General features: G+C 60.6%; 13 protein-coding genes. 8 read left to right on the forward strand and 5 right to left on the reverse strand.

Annotated features, from left to right (window positions below; genetic code table 11):
- Positions 1-89 precede the first annotated feature (89 nt).
- From J3P82_RS13590 to J3P82_RS13625, 8 genes are all read left to right on the forward strand, one after another.
- The gene (locus J3P82_RS13590; protein WP_434557300.1) at positions 90-1,322 is read left to right on the forward strand and encodes an MFS transporter; all 1,233 of its coding nucleotides are present in this window, start codon (positions 90-92) and stop codon (positions 1,320-1,322) included.
- A gap of 298 nt (positions 1,323-1,620) precedes the next feature.
- Complete coding sequence (locus J3P82_RS13595; protein ID WP_434557301.1) at positions 1,621-2,376, forward strand: substrate-binding periplasmic protein; 756 nt, start codon at positions 1,621-1,623, stop codon at positions 2,374-2,376.
- A gap of 180 nt (positions 2,377-2,556) precedes the next feature.
- Positions 2,557-3,810, forward strand: coding sequence for a multidrug efflux RND transporter periplasmic adaptor subunit MexE (gene mexE, locus J3P82_RS13600; RefSeq protein ID WP_434557302.1), 1,254 nt, complete (start codon positions 2,557-2,559; stop codon positions 3,808-3,810).
- A 15-nt stretch (positions 3,811-3,825) separates the two neighbouring features.
- The gene (locus tag J3P82_RS13605) at positions 3,826-7,005 is read left to right on the forward strand and encodes an efflux RND transporter permease subunit (RefSeq protein WP_434557303.1); all 3,180 of its coding nucleotides are present in this window, start codon (positions 3,826-3,828) and stop codon (positions 7,003-7,005) included.
- Positions 7,002-8,426, forward strand: coding sequence for an efflux transporter outer membrane subunit (locus tag J3P82_RS13610; protein ID WP_434557304.1), 1,425 nt, complete (start codon positions 7,002-7,004; stop codon positions 8,424-8,426). The genes J3P82_RS13605 and J3P82_RS13610 overlap by 4 nt, the downstream gene beginning before the upstream one ends.
- A 190-nt stretch (positions 8,427-8,616) precedes the next feature.
- The gene (locus J3P82_RS13615) at positions 8,617-9,672 is read left to right on the forward strand and encodes a tetratricopeptide repeat protein (RefSeq protein WP_434557305.1); all 1,056 of its coding nucleotides are present in this window, start codon (positions 8,617-8,619) and stop codon (positions 9,670-9,672) included.
- 137 nt (positions 9,673-9,809) lie between these two features.
- A complete protein-coding gene (locus J3P82_RS13620) occupies positions 9,810-11,327 on the forward strand; it encodes an ATPase domain-containing protein (RefSeq protein WP_434557306.1) in 1,518 nt (505 codons plus the stop codon).
- Positions 11,327-12,994, forward strand: coding sequence for a response regulator (locus tag J3P82_RS13625; protein ID WP_434557307.1), 1,668 nt, complete (start codon positions 11,327-11,329; stop codon positions 12,992-12,994). The genes J3P82_RS13620 and J3P82_RS13625 overlap by 1 nt, the downstream gene beginning before the upstream one ends.
- A 47-nt stretch (positions 12,995-13,041) precedes the next feature.
- On the opposite strand, the gene J3P82_RS13630 is transcribed toward J3P82_RS13625, so the two are convergent.
- Genes J3P82_RS13630 through J3P82_RS13650 form a run of 5 tightly spaced genes read right to left on the reverse strand, consistent with a single transcriptional unit; the run spans position 13,042 to position 19,561 of the window.
- Positions 13,042-13,419 (reverse strand): response regulator, encoded by a 378-nt coding sequence (locus J3P82_RS13630; protein ID WP_186610250.1) that lies wholly within the window; start codon positions 13,417-13,419, stop codon positions 13,042-13,044.
- Positions 13,412-14,677 carry a hybrid sensor histidine kinase/response regulator gene (locus J3P82_RS13635; RefSeq protein WP_434557308.1) on the reverse strand — a complete coding sequence of 422 codons (1,266 nt, stop codon included), beginning with the start codon at positions 14,675-14,677 and terminating at the stop codon, positions 13,412-13,414. Before J3P82_RS13635 ends, J3P82_RS13630 begins: the two co-directional genes overlap by 8 nt.
- A gap of 5 nt (positions 14,678-14,682) precedes the next feature.
- Positions 14,683-15,270: a chemotaxis protein CheB gene (locus J3P82_RS13640; protein WP_434557309.1), complete on the reverse strand. Its 588-nt coding sequence runs from the start codon at positions 15,268-15,270 to the stop codon at positions 14,683-14,685.
- Positions 15,267-16,082, reverse strand: coding sequence for a CheR family methyltransferase (locus tag J3P82_RS13645; protein WP_434557310.1), 816 nt, complete (start codon positions 16,080-16,082; stop codon positions 15,267-15,269). The genes J3P82_RS13640 and J3P82_RS13645 overlap by 4 nt, the downstream gene beginning before the upstream one ends.
- Entirely contained in the window at positions 16,082-19,561 is a 3,480-nt protein-coding gene (locus J3P82_RS13650) for a response regulator (protein ID WP_434557311.1), read from the reverse strand. Before J3P82_RS13650 ends, J3P82_RS13645 begins: the two co-directional genes overlap by 1 nt.
- Between the last annotated feature and the right edge of the window lie 59 nt (positions 19,562-19,620).

Here is a 19,620-nt window from a genome sequence, read left to right on the forward strand (position 1 = left end):
CTGTGAAGCGCATCTACCGTAGTCGCCAGATATTCATCCTTGTGGGACGGAATCATCCAGTCCATCAGCGGCTTACAGGAAGGTGAAACATGACGATTGCCAGTACCCGGATCGGCGCAGATCGAAACGACGGCGAAGATGCCGCACCACTCCCCCTCGGATCGCTGTTTGCCCTTGCACTGGCAGCGTTCGTCACTATCCTCACAGAAGCACTTCCCGCTGGCCTGCTGCCGCTGATCAGCGAAGGGCTGGCGGTCTCGCAAGCTTTCGCAGGCCAACTCGTTACTGTCTATGCCCTCGGTTCGTTGCTCGCCGCCATCCCGTTGACGGCGGCCACCCAAGGCATGCGCAGAAGACCCTTGTTGTTATTGGCCATCGCCGGCTTCGCCATCGCCAATACCGTCACGACACTGTCCACCAGCTATGGTCTGACGATCATCGCTCGGTTGCTCGGAGGTGTTTCAGCAGGGCTGCTTTGGGCATTGCTGGCCGGTTATGCCGCCCGCCTGGTGCCAGAACGCCAAAGAGGTCGGGCGATAGCCATTGCGATGGTTGGCGCGCCGTTGGCGCTGTCCCTGGGCGTGCCGGCTGGCACTCTGCTTGGCAATTTGATTGGCTGGCGGATGAGCTTCGCCGTCATGAGCGTGTTTGCGATTGCGTTGATGGTCTGGGTACGCCTGAAGGTGCCTGACTTCACTGGGCAACCCCGGGCGAAGCGGCTTGAATTAGGTCGGGTGTTTGCCCTGCCCGGTGTCCGCAGCGTGTTGTTCGTGGTGCTGACCTTCGTGTTGGCGCACAACATCCTATACACCTACATCGCTTCCTTCCTGGCAGCGTCCGGGTTGGCCGAGCGAACGGATCTTGTATTGCTGGTGTTTGGCGTCGCCTCGCTACTCGGCATCTGGATCGTCGGCGCATTGATTGATCGACACCTTCGGGCCCTGACGCTCGCCAGCACAGTCCTGTTTGCAATCGCCGCGTTGGTGCTAGGGATGATGAGAGACATGCCGGTCGCTATCTACGCCGCGATGGCCGCGTGGGGGATCGCTTTCGGTGGGGCCGGGACGCTGTTCCAGACAGCCATTGTCAAGACGGCGGCACAAGCGGCGGATCTCGCCCAGTCCATGCTGGTCACCGCATGGAACGTTGCGATTGCCGGCGGTGGGATCATCGGAGGCGCCTTGTTGAATCATCTGGGGGTCGTTGCGTTTGCGCCTGCGCTGACGGTTCTGCTGTTCTTGGCACTGGCGGTGGCGTGGTCGTCGCGACATGGCTTTGCGGCACACGCCGGGCGTGAGGCCGCTGCCGCTGCGGGAACCTGATATCCGCCCAAGGCAAAGCCTGCAAATCGCGACTCAGCCTCCCCTCGTCAAAGGCAGGCTGAGCGATTGATCAAGCAACCAGACATCAAATCCCAGGCACCCGGGTTTTTATCGTCGGGATGATCTATACCTTCAGGAGCACGCAATCAGGCCGGATGACAAACGCTGACATGTCCAGACAAGAACGCGCCGTGTATGCAAGCGCGTCCCCATGACACAGCGGCCTGCAAGACGATGTGACTGGCGCCCGGCATGCGTAGAATGGCGCCCCGCCCTTTCAATGCCTGAAGTATCGATCATGAGCCGGATCAACCGCGTATTGAATGGCCGTACCCAAGCATTGTGCCTGCTCTGCCTGTTGCTGCTGGTAGTCGATCACGCCCGCAGCGAGTCCCAAGTGATTGAACTGCACATCCTCGACGCGCCCCCACTGACCTTCGTCGACGACCCCAGGGGGTACGGGATTGTCGGCGACGTCGCGGTGCAAGCCATGACCCGTGCCGGGTACACCGCGAAGATCCATCTGCTTCCCTGGGCCAGGGCACAGAAACACGTCAGCGAAGAACGCGATTACTTGATAACACCTCTGTCACGTATCCCGGGGCGAGAAGATCGCTTCACCTGGATTGCCCGGATCATGCCCATGGAGCGAGCCTTTTTCAGCCTCGACCGGCAGGTGAACAGCTTCGCCCAAGCGAAAGCAACCTTCCGCAAGATAGGCGTCGGCCTGGGCAGCGCGCAGGAGGAGATCCTGCGCACAGAGGGCTTCCGGGACGACCAGATCTACCCCCTGGCCATCGGCGACAACCCCGCCCAGATGCTGCTGATGGGTCGTATCGATGCCTGGTTCAATGGGGTGCCGGAGAGTCGCTACATCTGGCCGAAAATGTCCAAGCGCAAACTGCTGATGAGTTCGGTCGGCAGCAGCGCCGACCTTTACCTGGCATGCTCCCGACGATGCTCGGCCAAGATTGTCGAGGACTTGCGTGGGGCGGTGGAGGCGTTGCGCAAGGAGGGTGAGATCAAGCGTATTCATGAGCTTTACCTGCCGTGACGCGCCGGATCGGTAAACATCGATACAATTGATAGCCAACTAACGAAAGCCCTGTTCCAGAGGGCTCATCGATGGCTTATATCATTCCGAATGATAGTTACCTTTGCTTCATTCGATTCGTTCCTCTGCGCCTCGCCACGCATCATCCGCCCATCTCAATACACTTGGCGGATGCTATCCATGGAACATTCACTTTCTAAACTGCGTTTTCCCCTCGCACTGTTGGCAGTGCTGGTGATCAGCGCTTGCGGCAAGACTCCCGATACGGCAGCTTCCATGCCGGCGGCCAAAGTCAGCGTGGCCAAGGTGCTGGAGCAGCCCGTCAACGAATGGGATGAATTCACCGGACGCCTCGAAGCGCCGGAAACCGTCGAGATTCGTCCACGTGTCTCGGGGCAGATCGATGAAGTGGCCTTCACCGAAGGCGCGCTGGTCAAGAAAGGCGACCTGCTGTTCCAGATCGACCCGCGCCCTTTCCAATCTGAAGTACGTCGCCTCGAAGCCCAACTGGCTCAGGCCCGCGCCACCGCCACCCGCAGCGAGAATGAAGCCCAGCGTGGCGAACGCCTGCGCTTGAGCAATGCCATCTCCGCCGAGCTCGCGGATTCGCGCACCAGCGCCGCCCAGGAAGCCCGTGCCGCCGCCGCAGCCATCCAGGCGCAGTTGGACCTGGCGAAACTGAACCTGAGCTTCACCCGCGTCACCTCGCCCATTAGTGGCCGCGTCAGCCGTGCGGAGATCACCGCTGGCAACCTGGTGACCGCCGACGTCACGCCGCTGACCAGCGTCGTTTCCACCGACAAGGTCTACGCCTATTTCGATGCCGACGAGCGCGTCTTCCTCAAGTACACCCAACTTGCCCGCCAGGGCCAGCGCGGCCAGGCCACGCCGGTCTACATGGGCCTGTCCAACGAAGACGGCAACCCGCACCAAGGCCAGATGAACTTCGTCGATAACCAGGTCAACCCGCAGACCGGCACCATCCGTGGTCGCGCGGTATTCGACAACAAAGACGGCGCCTTCACCCCGGGCCTCTACACCCGCCTGAAACTGGTGGGCAGCGGCACCTACTCCGCCGTGCTGATCAACGACGAAGCCGTGGGCACCGACCTGGGCAAAAAATTCGTACTGGTGATGGACGCCGAGAACAAGCCTGCGTACCGCGCCGTCGAGCTGGGTCCGAAGATCGAAGGCCTGCGCATCGTGCGCAACGGCTTGAGCAAGGACGACACCATCATCGTCAAGGGGCTGCAACGGGCCCGTCCGGGTTCGCCGGTTACGCCTGAAACCGTGCCGATGGCCAGCGAAGCCACCCTCGCCGCCTTGGCACAACAACGCAAAGCGCTCGAAGCCAGCAACTTGCCTCAGGTCGCGCCCGCCAAGGCGCCGTCCGGATCGGCAGGCAAACTGGCCTCTGCGTCCCCACGCGGTTAAGGGACTGAACTCAAGATGAAATTTTCCCAGTTCTTCATTTCACGGCCAATCTTTGCAGCGGTGCTCTCGCTGCTGATCCTGATCGCGGGCGCCATCTCGCTGTTCCAGCTACCGATCAGCGAATACCCGGAAGTCGTGCCACCGACCGTGGTCGTGCGCGCCAACTTCCCGGGCGCCAACCCCAAGGTGATCGGCGAAACCGTTGCCGCGCCCTTGGAGCAAGCCATCACCGGTGTCGAGAACATGCTGTACATGTCCTCGCAGTCCACCGCCGACGGCAAGATCACGCTGACCATCACCTTTGCCTTGGGCACCGACCTGGACAACGCCCAGGTGCAGGTGCAGAACCGCGTCACCCGTACCGAGCCCAAGTTGCCGGAGGAAGTGACCCGCATCGGTATCACCGTGGACAAGGCCTCGCCCGACCTGACGATGGTTGTGCACTTGACCTCGCCGGACCAACGCTACGACATGCTCTACCTGTCCAACTACGCCTTGCTCAACATCAAGGATGAGCTGGCGCGCCTGGGCGGCGTGGGTGATGTGCAACTGTTCGGCATGGGTGATTACTCCCTGCGGGTCTGGCTCGATCCGAACAAGACCGCTTCGCGCAACCTGACCGCCACTGACGTGGTCACGGCGATCCGTGAACAGAACCGCCAGGTCGCTGCCGGTGCCCTGGGGGCGCCACCAGCGCCTAACGCCACGGCGTTCCAACTGTCGGTCAACACCCAGGGTCGCCTGGTGAACGAAGAAGAGTTCGAGAACATCATCATTCGTTCCGGCGCCAACGGTGAAATCACTCGTTTGAAAGACATCGCCCGGGTCGAACTGGGCTCCAGTCAATACGCCCTGCGTTCACTGCTGGACAATCAGCCAGCGGTAGCAATCCCGATCTTCCAGCGCCCAGGTTCCAACGCCATCCAGATCTCCAACGATGTGCGCGAGAAAATGGACGAGTTGAAGAAAGGCTTCCCGGCCGGCATGGACTACAGCATCGTCTATGACCCGACGATCTTCGTGCGCGGCTCCATCGAAGCGGTGGTCCACACCCTGTTCGAAGCGCTGATTCTCGTGGTGCTGGTCGTCATCCTGTTCCTACAGACCTGGCGTGCGTCGATCATTCCATTAGTGGCGGTACCGGTATCGCTGATCGGTACGTTCGCCGTCATGCACCTGTTCGGTTTCTCGCTCAATGCGCTTTCGCTGTTCGGATTGGTACTGGCTATCGGTATCGTCGTGGACGACGCCATCGTGGTGGTGGAAAACGTCGAACGGAACATCGGCCTCGGGCTTACGCCGGTGGAAGCCACCAAGCGCGCCATGGGTGAAGTGACCGGGCCGATCATCGCCACGGCACTGGTGCTGTGCGCGGTGTTCGTGCCAGCGGCCTTCATCAGTGGCTTGACCGGACAGTTCTATAAGCAGTTCGCCTTGACCATCGCCATTTCGACGGTGATCTCGGCCTTCAACTCGCTGACCCTGTCGCCAGCCCTGGCAGCGGTATTGCTCAAGAGTCATGACGCGCCCAAGGACCGTTTTTCGCGAGCGCTGGACAAAATCTTCGGTGGCTGGCTGTTCCGTCCGTTCAACCGTTTCTTCGACCGCGCCAGCCACAGCTACGTGGGGACTGTCGGCCGCGTGATCCGCAGCAGCGGCATCGCCCTGGTCCTTTATGCGGGCCTGATGGTGCTGACCTTCTTCGGCTTCTCGAGCACGCCGACCGGTTTCGTGCCTGGCCAGGACAAGCAATACCTGGTGGCGTTCGCCCAGTTGCCGGACGCTGCGAGCCTGGACCGCACCGAAGACGTGATCAAACGCATGTCCGACATGGCCCTCAAACAGCCAGGCGTTGAAAGCGCGGTGGCCTTCCCGGGCCTGTCGATCAACGGTTTCACCAACAGCCCGAACTCCGGCATCGTGTTCGTCACCCTCAAGCCTTTTAACGAGCGCAAGGACCCGAGCATGTCAGCCGGTGCGATCGCCGGTGCGTTGAACGGCCAGTACTCGGAAATCCAGGAAGCCTACATGGCGATCTTCCCGCCGCCGCCGGTACAGGGCCTGGGCACCATCGGTGGTTTCCGCCTGCAAATCGAAGACCGGGGCAACCTGGGCTACGACGAGCTGTACAAGGAAACCATGAACATCATCACCAAGAGCCACAACGTGCCGGAACTGGCCGGGCTATTCACCAGCTACACCGTGAACGTGCCCCAGGTCGATGCCGCCATCGACCGTGAAAAAGCCAAGACCCATGGCGTGGCCGTCAGTGACATCTTCGACACCCTGCAGATCTACCTGGGTTCGCTGTATGCCAACGACTTCAACCGCTTCGGTCGTACCTACCAGGTCAACGTCCAGGCCGAGCAGCAGTTCCGCCTCGAGTCGGACCAGATCGGCCAGCTCAAGGTGCGCAACAACCGTGGCGAGATGATCCCGCTGGCGACCTTTATCAAGGTCAGCGACACCTCGGGACCGGACCGCGTAATGCACTACAACGGCTTTATCACCGCTGAAATCAACGGTGCCGCCGCACCGGGTTACAGCTCCGGCCAGGCTGAAAAAGCCATCGAGAAACTGCTCAAGGACGAACTGCCCAACGGCATGACCTACGAGTGGACCGACCTGACGTACCAGCAGATCCTCTCGGGCAACACCGCGCTGTTCGTGTTCCCGCTCTGCGTCCTGCTGGCGTTCCTGGTACTCGCGGCACAGTACGAAAGCTGGAGCCTGCCGTTGGCGGTCATCCTGATCGTACCGATGACCCTGCTGTCGGCCATCACCGGTGTGATTCTGTCGGGCGGTGACAACAACATCTTCACCCAGATCGGCTTGATCGTACTGGTGGGGCTTGCCTGTAAGAACGCGATTCTGATCGTCGAGTTCGCCAAGGATAAACAGCTCGAAGGCATGACCCCGCTGGCCGCCGTGCTCGAAGCCTGCCGCCTGCGTCTGCGGCCGATCCTGATGACCTCGTTCGCCTTCATCATGGGCGTGGTGCCCCTGGTGTTCTCCAGCGGCGCGGGTGCGGAAATGCGCCACGCCATGGGTGTCGCGGTGTTCTCGGGCATGCTCGGCGTGACCTTCTTTGGCCTGTTGCTGACCCCGGTGTTCTACGTATTGATCCGTAACTTCGTCGAGCGCAGCGAGGCCCGCAAAGCGGCCCGGGCCTTGAAACTGGAGGCGCAACAATGAGTTTGAAAGTGTTCATGCCGAGCTTGCTGGTTCTGGCACTGAGTGCCTGCGCCGTGGGCCCGGACTACCAGACACCGCAAACGGAGGCGGCAAATATCACCACCGCCACCGACGGCGCCGCCGGCCAGAAGAACTTCGATCGCGCGCGCTTCGAAGGCATCTGGTGGCAGCAGTTCGACGACCCGACCCTTAACGCGTTGGTGACCCGCTCCCTGGAAGGCAACCGTGAGTTGCGCGTGGCCTTCGCCCGTCTGCGGGCCGCCCGTGCGATTCGCGATGACGCCAGCAATGACGCCATGCCGACCATCACCAGCCGTGCCAGCAGCGAGTTGGGCAAGGGGCAGAACCCGATGGGCCAGACCGATGATCGGGTCAATAGCGAGCGCTACGACCTGGGCCTGGATATGGCCTGGGAGCTGGACCTGTTCGGCCGCATCCGGCGTAACCTGGAGGCCACCGACGCCGACCAGCAGGCCACCGAAGCCGACCTCTACCAGTTGCAGGTGACGATGATTGCCGAACTGGTGGATGCCTACGGCCAACTGCGCGGCGCCCAGCTTCGGGAGAAGATTGCCCTGGCGAACCTGGACAACCAACAGGCGTCACGCAAGATCACCGAAAGCCTGCGCGATGCCGGCGTCGGCGATCAGCTCGACGTGGTCCGTGCCGATGCTCGGCTGGCCGCAGTGGAAGCCAGCGTGCCACAACTGCAAGCCGAACAGGCCCGCCAGCGCAACCGCATTGCGACGTTGCTGGGCGAGCGCCCGGACAAGCTGAGCGTGGACCTGAGCCCCAAGCAGTTGCCGGCCATTGCCAAGGCCCTGCCAATTGGCGACCCCGGTCAACTGTTGCAACGCCGCCCAGACGTGCTCAGCGCCGAGCGTCAGCTGGCAGCCGCAACGGCACGCATCGGCGTGGCCAAGGCCGACCTGTTCCCACGGGTCAGCCTCAGCGGCTTCCTCGGCTTTACCGCTGGACGCGGTTCGCAGATCGGCTCCTCGGCGGCCAATGCCTGGGCGCTGGGTCCGAGCATTACCTGGGCAGCCTTCGACTTGGGCAGCGTGCGGGCGCGCTTGCGCGGTGCCAGCGCCGAGGCGGATGGCGCCCTGGCGAACTACGAGCAACAAGTGCTGCTGGCCCTGGAAGAGTCGGAAAATGCTTTCAGCGACTACGGCAAGCGCCAGCAACGGCTGATCTCGCTGATCCGCCAGAGCGAATCGAGCCGCGCGGCCGCCAACCTCGCCGAAATCCGCTACCGCGAAGGCACAGAGGACTTCCTCGTGCTCCTCGACGCCCAGCGTGAACGCCTGGCCGCCGAAGATAGCCAGGCCCAGGCCGAAGTCGACCTGTACCGCGGCATCGTCGCGATCTACAAGGCCCTCGGCGGCGGTTGGCAACCGGAAACCGTCGCCAGCAACTGACCCCTTCCCCACCGAGCTCCTTTGGTTGGCCGCAACCAGCCAAATTTTTGCCCCGCGTCTCATTTGGACGCGGGGCTTTTTTTGGTCGATCGCCCATACGTTTCGTACGCGGATAGCCACAAGGTTTGACTCAGGTCGCGGCCTGACCGAAGCTTGCGACATTTCACGCTCCTGGTTATGGATTACCTGCATGCCCTCGTCTCGCCGCTACCTGCTTCTCAGTCTTGCCGTTGTGTTGGCGATCGGTCTTGTCGCGATGTGGCAGCGCAGTACGACGCCGCAGATTCCCGAGGCTATCAAGCGCGGTTACAGCGAAGCCCTGGAACAAGCGCGCAATGGCCAGCCCGGCGCCGCGCGGATGTTGTATCAGCAATTGGGACGTCCGGACCTGTCGCCCAAGCGTCGGGTATGGCTGCACGCCGAACTGCCCAATTACCCCAGCCCGCAAGCCCTGAAACTGGCACAGGCGGACCTGCAAAGCGAAGCGCCAGATGTGCGGCGAGCCGCCATCGGCAGTATCGTCGGACTGGTGCCGAACGCCCATCGCAGCCTGTTGCTCGGCCCGCTGCTGGATGACAACGAGCCAGACGTTCGATTCGCCGCCGTGGATGCGCTGCTGGGGTCTTCACCGGATGAACTGGGCCTGTATTTCGCAGCGATGCAGATCGCTGTCGATACCTGGAAGCAAGTGTTGAACGACGGGCCACCGACTACCGAATCGCTCTATCAACTCGCCCGCCTGTACTTGCACAGCGCCGAGCTGAAAAAAGCCCAGCAGGCACTTGAACAGGCGCTGCGCCTGCAACCGGACAACCTGCCGGCGCTGGTCATGCAGGTCGACGTGCTGGACAAACAAGGCCAGGGGGAAGCCGCACGAAAATTGCTCGCCCGCCAGTTGCAAACCCAGCCGGCATCAGCTTATCTGCAACATGCACTGGGCATGTGGCTGCTGCAACACGGCCAGAGCGAATACGCGGTGCTCGGCCTGGCAAAAGCCGTGGAGCTGGAGCCTGAGAACAGGCATTACCGTTATGACTTGGCAACCACGTTGCACGCCGAGCAGGAAGTGGAAGCCGCGCAGAAACAGTTGCAGGAAATCGTTCAGCGCTACCCCGCCGACCGCAAGGCACGTGTGCTGCTGATCAACTATTGGAAGGAGACCGGACAGTTGCAGAATGTCCAGATCCTGCTGGCCCAACTGGAACAACTGAACCCCGATGACCCGGCGCTGCAACAAGGTCTCTAGGCCAATCGACGCGAGCCGAAAGTTGTGCAGCAATGCGCGTTTTGTCAAAGGAAGCGGAACCGCTACCACTGCCAGAGGTCAAGTGTTCAGGCAGTTCATTTCAGGCGATACCCCGTCAACTGCCCACTCCCCTAGTCATGAGAGGGTTATTTTTGATTACATCAAACGAGTCGATCAGCACCAAAGCCGCCATCGGTATCGAGGGACTGGACGATATTCTTTCCGGTGGTTTGTCCCGAGGACACGTGTTCCTCCTGGAGGGAGAGCCGGGCACCGGTAAAACTACGGTTGCCTTGCATTTCCTGATGGCCGGCGCCCAGGCCGGCGAACGCTCGTTGTACATCACCCTATCGGAGACCGAGCATGAACTGCGCCAGGGCGCAGCCTCCCACGGGTGGACGCTGGATAAAAACATTCATATTTTCGAACTGACCCCGCCCGAGAGCCTGCTCAACGCCGATCAGCAGCAGAGCCTGCTGTATTCGTCGGATCTGGAGTTGGGCGAAGCGACCCGACAAATCTTCGAAGTGGTGGAGCGCATCAAGCCGACCCGGGTCGTGCTGGACAGCCTTTCGGAGATCCGCCTGCTGGCGCAAAGCTCCCTGCGTTATCGTCGCCAGATTCTCGCGATTAAACACTATTTCGTGCGTTATGACGCTACCGTCCTGCTCCTTGATGACCTCACCACCGAGTCCCTGGACAAGACCGTGCACAGCGTGGCCCACGGCGTCATCCGCCTCGAGGAATTGACCCCCAACTACGGTGCCGAACGGCGGCGGCTGCGGGTGGTCAAGTATCGCGGGCAGAAATACCGTGGCGGCTACCACGACTTCACCATCATGAGCGACGGCTTGCACGTCTTCCCTCGTCTGGTGGCCGCCGAGCATCGCGGCCAGTACCAGCGCCAGCAGCTGTCGAGCGGCATCAGCGAAATGGATGCCCTGTTGGGCGGTGGCATCGAGACCGGCTCAAGCACCCTGATCCTCGGTCCGGCCGGTACCGGCAAGTCGCTGATCTCGTTGATCTTTGCTGCTGCTGCCGTGCTGCGCGGAGAAAAAGCCGCGCTGTTCATCTTCGACGAAGAACTGGGCTTGCTGTTCGAGCGCATGAAAAATATCGGCATCGATCTGCACGAACTGCAAAAAACCGGCAATCTGCTGATCGAGCAGGTCGATGCCGCAGAGCTGTCTCCGGGCGAGTTTTCCCATCGCGTGCGCCGTTGCGTCAGTGACGCAAATATCAAGACCGTAGTCATCGACAGCATCAACGGCTACCAGGCCGCCATGCCGGAAGAAAACGCCCTGGTCCTCCATATGCATGAGCTGTTGCTCTACCTCAATCGCAAAGGCGCGGCGACCTTCATGACCGTCGCGCAACACGGTCTGGTCGGCGACATGCAGGCACCGGTGGACATCACCTACCTGGCCGATACCGTAATCCTGCTGCGTTACTTCGAAGCGCTGGGCAAGGTTCGCCGGGCGGTTTCCGTTATCAAGAAACGCACTGGCGCCCATGAGTCGACCATCCGTGAATATCGCATCAGCACGCAGGGCATGACCATCGGTCAGCCGCTGGAGGCATTCCAGGGGGTATTGCGCGGCGTACCGACCTATATGGGCGCGGATAACCCGCTGCTCGGGGATGAAGCCCCGTGATGTCGGCAGAGCCACTGTCCGAGCGGGCGCTGATTCTTGCGCCGCTGGGACGGGACAGCCAGATCGCCCTCATGATTCTCAAGGAAGCCGGTTTCAACGGCCTCGTTTGCAGTCACCTGGGTCATTTGTGCGAAGAATTGGGGAAAGGCGCGGGCCTTTTGGTGATTTCATCGGAAGCCTTGGTCGGGCCGGATCTGGAAACCCTGTTCCAGCACATCGAACAGCAACCGGCCTGGTCCGACCTGCCCATCGTCCTGCTGACTCATCACGGTGGCCCCGAGCACAACCCGGTTGCTCGCATCGGCGCACAACTGGGCAACGTGACGTTCCTGGAGCGTCCGTTCCACCCGGTGACGCTCGTCAGCCTGGTGACCACCGCACTGCGTGGACGCCGAAGGCAATATGACGCACGGGACCGCCTGATTGATCTCAGCAATAGCGAGTTGCGCCTGCAAACCACCCTCGAAACCCTTGAGCAACAGGTCGAGGAGCGCACCGCCCAGCTGCGCCATAACGAAGAAGCCCTGCGCCAATCGCAGAAAATGGAAGCGGTCGGCCAGTTGACCGGCGGCATCGCCCATGACTTCAACAACATGCTTACCGGCATTATCGGCAGTCTCGAACTGCTGCGCCGACGCCTGGCCCGCGGCCGTACCGAAGACCTCGACAGTCTGATCGACCTGGGAGTGACGTCGGCTAATCGGGCGGCAGGCCTGACGCATCGGTTGCTGGCCTTCTCGCGCCGGCAATCGCTGGACTCCAAGGCCGTGCAAATGAACACCCTGGTATTGTCCATGGGCGAGTTGCTGCAACGCAGCCTCAACGAGAGCATCCGCCTGGAGATGCAACTGGACGAGCAGCTCTGGATCGCCGAAGCCGACCCCAACCAACTGGAGAGCGCCCTGCTCAACCTGGTGCTCAACGCCCGCGATGCAATGCCGGGTGGCGGCAAACTGGTGGTGCAGACCTTCAATCAATACCTGGACACCGGCTTCACCGGCGCCTACACCAACCTGGAGCCCGGCGACTACGTGGTGCTGAGCGTGCAAGACAGTGGTTGCGGGATGCCGGAAGCGGTGATCAACCGAGCGTTCGACCCGTTCTTCACCACCAAACCCATCGGCCAGGGCACGGGCCTGGGTCTCTCGATGATTTATGGATTCAGTAAGCAGTCGCGGGGCCATGTGACCATCAACAGCGAGGTCGGCAAAGGCACCACGGTGAACCTTTACCTGCCGCGTTTCGCGGGCGAAGAAATACACGAACCGTCAGCCGTCGCCCAACAGGCGCCTTATGCACAGGATGGCGAGACTGTGCTGATCGTTGAAGATGATCCAGCGGTGCGGGTATTGGTCTGTGCGGTGCTGGGCGAGTTGGGCTACGCCTTCGTCGAGGCCGCCGATGCCAATAGCGCGATGCCGATCCTACAATCGATCCAGCGCATCGACCTGCTGATCAGCGACGTAGGCCTTCCCGGCATGAACGGGCGGCAACTGGCGGAAATCGGCCGGCAGATCCGCCCGGATCTCAAGGTACTGTTCATCACCGGCTACGCCGAACACGCCGCAGTGCGCGGCGGTTTCCTGGACCCTGGCATGCAGATGATCACCAAGCCGTTCACGTTTGATCTGTTGACGGCGAAGGTGCGGGAGATGATCAAGGTTTGACTGGGACGCCTCGGCTGACACAAGCCAGCTCCCCAGTCATACAAAAGCTACGACAACATCCGCTGCATGATTTTCTGCAACACATCCAAGTCAAACGGCTTGTCCAGGATCGGCGCCTTGCGGGTAATGGGGCTGTCCGTCTCGCGCACTTCCTGGGCGTAACCGCTGATGAAGATGACCTTCAAGTCCGGACGCAACCTCACCGCGGGCTCGGCGATCTGCACGCCGGAAATGCCGCCGGGCAGGCGGAAGTCAGTAATCATCATGTCCAGATGGGGCTTGCTCGCGAGGATCTCGAACGCCTGCTCACCATTTTCAGCCTGCAGCACGCGATAGCCTTCGCCGGACAGGTAAGCCGACAGCACCATCAGGATCGAGGGGTCATCCTCGACGATCAGAACAACGTCTTGCGCATCTTCACTCATGAGAAGCCTTTGTTGGATCAATAGCTGCTGATACGACCCTGGGGTCACTCAGAGGTTGCGTCCGTTCGCCAGTTTTCTGAAAAGGCAGACAAACGCGAAACAACGCCCCTTCGTTGAGGCGGCTATCGACCGTGATGCTGCCGCCATGGGCGGTAACAATCTGTTCGGAGATGAACAAGCCCAACCCAAGGCCCGCCGTAGCGGCCTTGGAGGAAACCCGTTCGAACTGCTGGAAGATGCGCTTCTGATTCTCTTCGCTGATGCCGATGCCCTGGTCCTGGACCTCGACGCAAGCATGGTCGGGCGTCTTGTAGACACGCACGTCAATCGGACTCTTGCTGCCATAGCGCAGGGCATTCGTCAGCAGATTCGACACCACCTGCTCGATGCGGAACTCATCCCACTGCCCTTCTACCGAGGGTTCGGCCGTGCAGCTCAGTGTGCATTCGGCAGCGGCGATCTGCGGCTGGAAGTTGCGGACCAGGTTTTGCACCAGTGCCGTCAAGTTGAAGCGGGTCGGACGAATGGACAGCTTGCCGGTTCGAATGCGAGAGACGTCCAGCATGTCCTCGATCAAGCGGATCAGGCTTTTGATCTGGCGTTCATCGCGCTCCACCATCGCCTTCACCTTATCCAAGGTGAAGGCCGCGGCGTTGTCCCGCGCCAGGTGCATCTTGCGCAGCTGCGTTTCGAGGATCAGGCCATTGAGCGGCGTACGCACCTCATGAGCGACGATCGACATGAAGTCGTCACGCATGCGCACCGCCTGCTCAAGCTCGCTGCGGGTGGCTTGCAACTCCTCGAGCAACTGCTCCTGCTCCCGACGGCTCTGCTCGAGGGCAATCACTTGCTCCTTCATTGCCTTGCGCTGGCGATAGAGCTCGACGAACACGTTGACCTTGCTTTTGACCGCGTGGGTGTCCAGCGGCTTGTGCAAGAAATCCACCGCGCCACTTTCATAACCGGTGAACGCGTAGTTGCGCTCGCGGCCGGCGGCGCTGACGAAAATAATGGGAATGCTGCGGGTCTTTTCCGTGCCGCGCATCAGTTCGGCCAGTTCGAACCCGTTCATGCCCGGCATCTGCACATCGATGATTGCCAAGGCAAAGTCATGCTGCAAAAGCAGGGACAGCGCTTCATCGGCCGACAACGCCTTGAAGACTTGGCGGTCGTCGCGCTTGATCAGCGCTTCCAGGGCCAACAGATTCTCAGGCAGATCGTCGACGATCAGCAGTTTGGCTTGAATATCTCTTGGCATGTGGTTCATTCCAGCCCGGCCAGTAACTGGCCGATGCCCTGCAAAGTTAGGATGTGGTCGGGCTCATGCAAGCTGAGCGCCGCTTCGGGCATGGTGCAAACCTGCGCCTCCTCCGGGTCCTGGACAATCGTAAGGCCGCCCTGCGCCTTGACCTTGGCCAGGCCGCGGGCCCCGTCGCTGTTCGCGCCGGTCAGCACCACCGCCAGCAGGTCGGGACCGTAGACATCGGCCGCCGACTCGAACAACACATCGATTGACGGTCGCGAATGGTGCACCGGGGCCTCCAGGCTCAACGACAGGCTGCGGTCAGCTTCGACCGACAAATGATAACCAGGCGTCGCGACATACAAGGTTCCCGGGCTGATGTCCTGCTTGTCCTGGGCTTCCTCCACCGGTACCGCAAGGCGGTGGCGGAATACCTGGGCCAGCTGGCTATTGCGCTCGTCGGGCAAATGCAACACCACCAGAATGGGCACGCGAAAGCCCCTGCGCAGCGGGCTGAAGATTTTGAGCAGCGCTTCGACGCCTCCGGCGGATGCGCCGACGACGATGGCCTCGACCATGGGCCTGGATCTGTCTGTCACTGGATTCATAACTTGCGATAGATCCGTTCCTGTTTGACCAATGGTTCGAACTGCTTGCCGAACGCCGAAAAGTCGAGTGTTTCCTTGCTCCCCAGTACCAGGAAGCCACGATGGCAGAGGGACTCGTGAAAAAGTCCAAAGGCGCGATCTTGAAGCTTTTTATTGAAATAAATCAATACGTTACGACATGAAATCAACTGCGTTTCGGAAAACACACTGTCCGTCGCAAGGCTGTGATCGGCGAAGGTCACGTTCTGGCGCAGGGTTTTATCGAACATGGCGTAATCGTAGGCCGCCGTGTAGTAATCGGCAAACGAGAGCCGTCCTCCGGCAAGCTGGTAATTCTGGGTGTAGGCCCTGACGTTTTCCAGGGAAAAAATGCCCTGCTTGGCTTTTTCCAAAGAACGCGGATTGATGTCGGTTGCGTAAATGAGCGTGCGGTCCAGCAGGCCCTCTTCGCGCAGCAGGATCGCCATCGAATAGACCTCTTCGCCGGTGCTGCAACCGGCGATCCAGATCTTGATCGACGGGTAGGTCCTGAGCAGCGGAACGACTTCTTCGCGTATCGCCAGAAAATGCGCGGGATCGCGAAACATCTCGCTGACAGGAATCGTCAGCAGTTGCAGCAACTGCATGAACGCGCCCGGATCGTGCAGCACCCGCTCTTGCAAGGCTGAAATAGTCTTGCAGTCGAACTGGCTCAACGCGTGCAGGACCCGGCGCTTGATAGAGGCGCCAGAATAGTCGCGAAAATCGTAGCTGTACTTCAGGTAGATCGCTTCAATCAACAAACGAAGTTCAATGTCTGTATTACGTTCCACTAAATTCTTTCCATATTCGGCAACCACACGCGAATCAGTGAAAACAGGCGATCCAGGTCGATCGGCTTGGCCAGGTAGTCGTTGGAGCCCGCCGCCAGGCAGCGTTCCTGGTCATCTTTCATGGCCTTGGCTGTCACGGCGATGATCGGCAGTTTGCGCCAGCGTGGATCCTTGCGGATCAGCGCGGTAGCTTCAAAGCCATCCATCTCGGGCATCATCACGTCCATCAGTACCAAGTCGATGTCTTCGACCTCGTTCAGGCGCTCGATCGCCTCGTATCCGTTACGGCCAATGACCACGACCGCTCCTTTGGCCTCCAGGGCGCTGGTCAGGGCGAAAATGTTGCGCACGTCGTCATCCACCAACAACACTTTGCGGCCTTCGAACACCTTGTCGCGGCTGCGGGCAGTCTGGAGCATGCGCTGTCTTTCATGGGACAACCGGGATTCGACTTTGTGCAGAAAGAGTGTGACCTCGTCCAGCAGGCGCTCCGGCGAGCGCGCGCCCTTGATGATGATCGAGCGCGAATATTTGCGCAGCTCGGCTTCTTCATCGCGGGTCAAGTTGCGCCCGGTGTAGACAATCACCGGCGGGAACGAACAGATCTCCTCGCTGGACATGCGCTTGAGCAGGTCGTTGCCGAGCATGTCCGGCAACTTGAGGTCGATGATCATGCAGTCGTAGACATTGGTGCGCAGCAGTTCCAGGGCTTGCTGCGCCAGGCCGACGGCGGTGATTTCGATGTCATCGTCGCCGATCAGGCGGGTAATGCTGTCGCGCTGCAGATCATCGTCTTCCACCAGCAGCACCCGCTTGACCTTCTGGGTCAGCTTGGCTTCCAGGCGGGCGAAAACATCCTTGAGTTCCTCCCGGGTCGTCGGCTTGACGGCGTAACCGATGGCGCCCATGTGCATCGCCGCTTCGACGCGGTCTTCGACGGAGATGATGTGCACCGGAATGTGCCGGGTCTGGGCTTGTTCCTTGAGGCGCTGCAACACGGTCAACCCGGAGTGATCCGGCAGGCGCATGTCCAACAGGATCGCGTCGGGACTCAGTTGCAGGGCCAGGTCAAATCCCTCGTCGGCGCCATGGGCCACCAGGCATTGGTAACCGAGCTCGTGGGCGAGGTCGAACAGGATCCGGGCGAACTTGGGTTCGTCTTCAATGACCAGGATGCAGCGGGTCGCGAAAGGCGCCTTGTCGCGGTCGTCCGCGAATTGCGGGACTGGCGGGTCCACTTCAGCGACCAAGGACAGCGGTGTCGGCACATGGGCTGGCGCTGGCGCGGTTGTTGCCGGGGCGAACATCCTTGGCTCCACGGGCTCCTCGCCGGGCTCGATATAACGCTCGGGCAATACCAGAGTGAATACGCTGCCCTTCCCCGGCTCGCTGACAACCGAGATCGAACCGCCAAGCAAGGCAGCCAGGTCCCGGGAAATCGACAGGCCCAACCCGGTGCCGCCATAGCGGCGATTGGTGGTGCCATCAGCCTGGCGGAACGCCTCGAAAATACTCTGCTGCTGATCGGGCGCAATGCCTATTCCCGAATCACGCACCATGAACGCGATACCCGAACCCGGCTGGCCGGTCACCGAAAGCATGACAGAGCCCTGCTCGGTGAACTTCACCGCGTTGGACAGCAGGTTCTTGAGCACTTGCTCAAGACGCTGGCGATCGGTGTACAGCATCGCCGGCGCGTCCGGCATTATCTGCACTTCAAACGCCAGGCCTTTTTCAGCCGTCAGCGGCTTGAACATAGCCTGGAGCCCTTCCACCAGGCGCGGCACGCTGGTATTTTCCGGGCGCACTTCGAGTTTTCCGGCCTCGACCTTGGAAATGTCGAGGATGTCGTTGATCAGGTTCAGCAAATCATTGCCCGCGGAATAGATCGATTCGGCGAACTTGACCTGTTCCTCGCTGAGGTTGTTGTGCGGGTTCTCCGCCAGCAGTTTGGAGAGGATCAGCGAACTGTTGAGCGGCGTGCGCAGCTCATGGGACATATTGGCCAGGAACTCGGATTTGTATTTGCTCGAACGCTGCAGCTCTTCGGCACGCTCCTGCAACTGGATCTGCGCCAGGTTCAGCTCGCTGTTTTTCTGGTCCATGGCGTCGCGCTGTTCGGCCAGTTGCTCATTGGTCTGCTCCAGTTCCTGTTGCTGGGCTTCCAGGTGAGCCTGGGATTCCTTGAGGATCCGTGACTGTTCTTCCAGCTCCTCGTTGGCGGTCTTGAGCTCTTCCTGCTGCACTTGCAGCTCTTCGTTCAGTTGCTGCGTCTCAGCCAGTACTTCCTGCAGGCGCTGGCGATAACGGGCTGCCTCGATGGACGTGCCAATGTTGCCGGCAATCAATTCCAGCAGTTCAAGATCGCGCTCGGTCAGTGGCCGCAGGAAACCCAGCTCAATGACCCCGTTGATCCGGTCGTCGTCACGGGTTGGCACCACCAATACGCAGTTGGGCAAACCTTGGCCAAGCCCCGAGCTGATCTTGAGATAATCGCGTGGCACGTCGTCCAGGCGGATCAAGCGTCCTTGCTGCACGGCCTGCCCGACGATGCCTTCGCCGTGGAGGATCATTTGCTCCTGCTCGTCGTCCTCCCGGGACATGCCATAAGTGGCAACGCGCTTGAGGACGCCATTTTCTTCCCGCGCATAAAGCGCGGCGACTACGGTTCCCAGGTACTGGGCACAGAACTGCAGGATATTGCGCCCCAACAGACTCAAGGTCAGTTGTCCCAGGACCTGCTCGGCCAACTGCGTCTGCCCATTGCGCAACCAGGCCTGCTTCTCCAGGCGCAAGGCACTTTGCTGCTGGACTTTCAGGCTGGCGCTGTAGTTGCCGGACAACGTCAGCAGGTCGCGGCGACCGACATAGGCCAGCAGCCCGCTGACAGCGGCGACAAACAGCAGATACAGGGCAATGCTCCAGACCGTGGTGGTGCGCACCTCGTCGTTGCGCTCGGCGCGCAGTTGCTGCTCGGTTTCGACGACGTCCTCGAACGTCTTGCGTATCTCGTCGGTCAACCGCTTGCCACGCCCGGCCTTGAGCGCACCCCGGTAATCGCCACTGCTGCGCTGCAGATCGATCATGCTCTGCGCGTAATTGGCCCACTCTACTTGCAGCGCCTGGATCCGGTGCAAACGATCAGTTTGCACCGGGTTATCGGCTGTCAGTTCCAACAATGTATCCAGCGCCACCGCGATCCGTGGCTTGGCAACTTCATAAGGGTCGAGAAAATGCTCGTCGCCGCTCAACAGGTAGCCGCGCATGCCCGTTTCCAGGTCAACGCTCAACTTCAGCGCTTCATTGGCGTTATTGATCACCCGATCGGTGTGGCCGACCCACTGGATTACCGACAGCAGGTAAGTGATCAGCACAATGAAAAACACCGCGCTGAGGGCGCCCATGCCTAAAGGCAGGCTGATATTGCGGGCCAGGAGCTTGCGAAAACTTTGCTCGTCAACCGAAGACGAAGGGGTCATGGAAAAAAGGCCTTGGTGGACAGTTGAAAGTCATGGAGTGTGCCCAAAAAGCTGGGCTG

Origin of the sequence: Pseudomonas sp. Z4-20 (assembly GCF_051131955.1) — a bacterium.
Classification (GTDB): domain Bacteria; phylum Pseudomonadota; class Gammaproteobacteria; order Pseudomonadales; family Pseudomonadaceae; genus Aquipseudomonas; species Aquipseudomonas marvdashtae.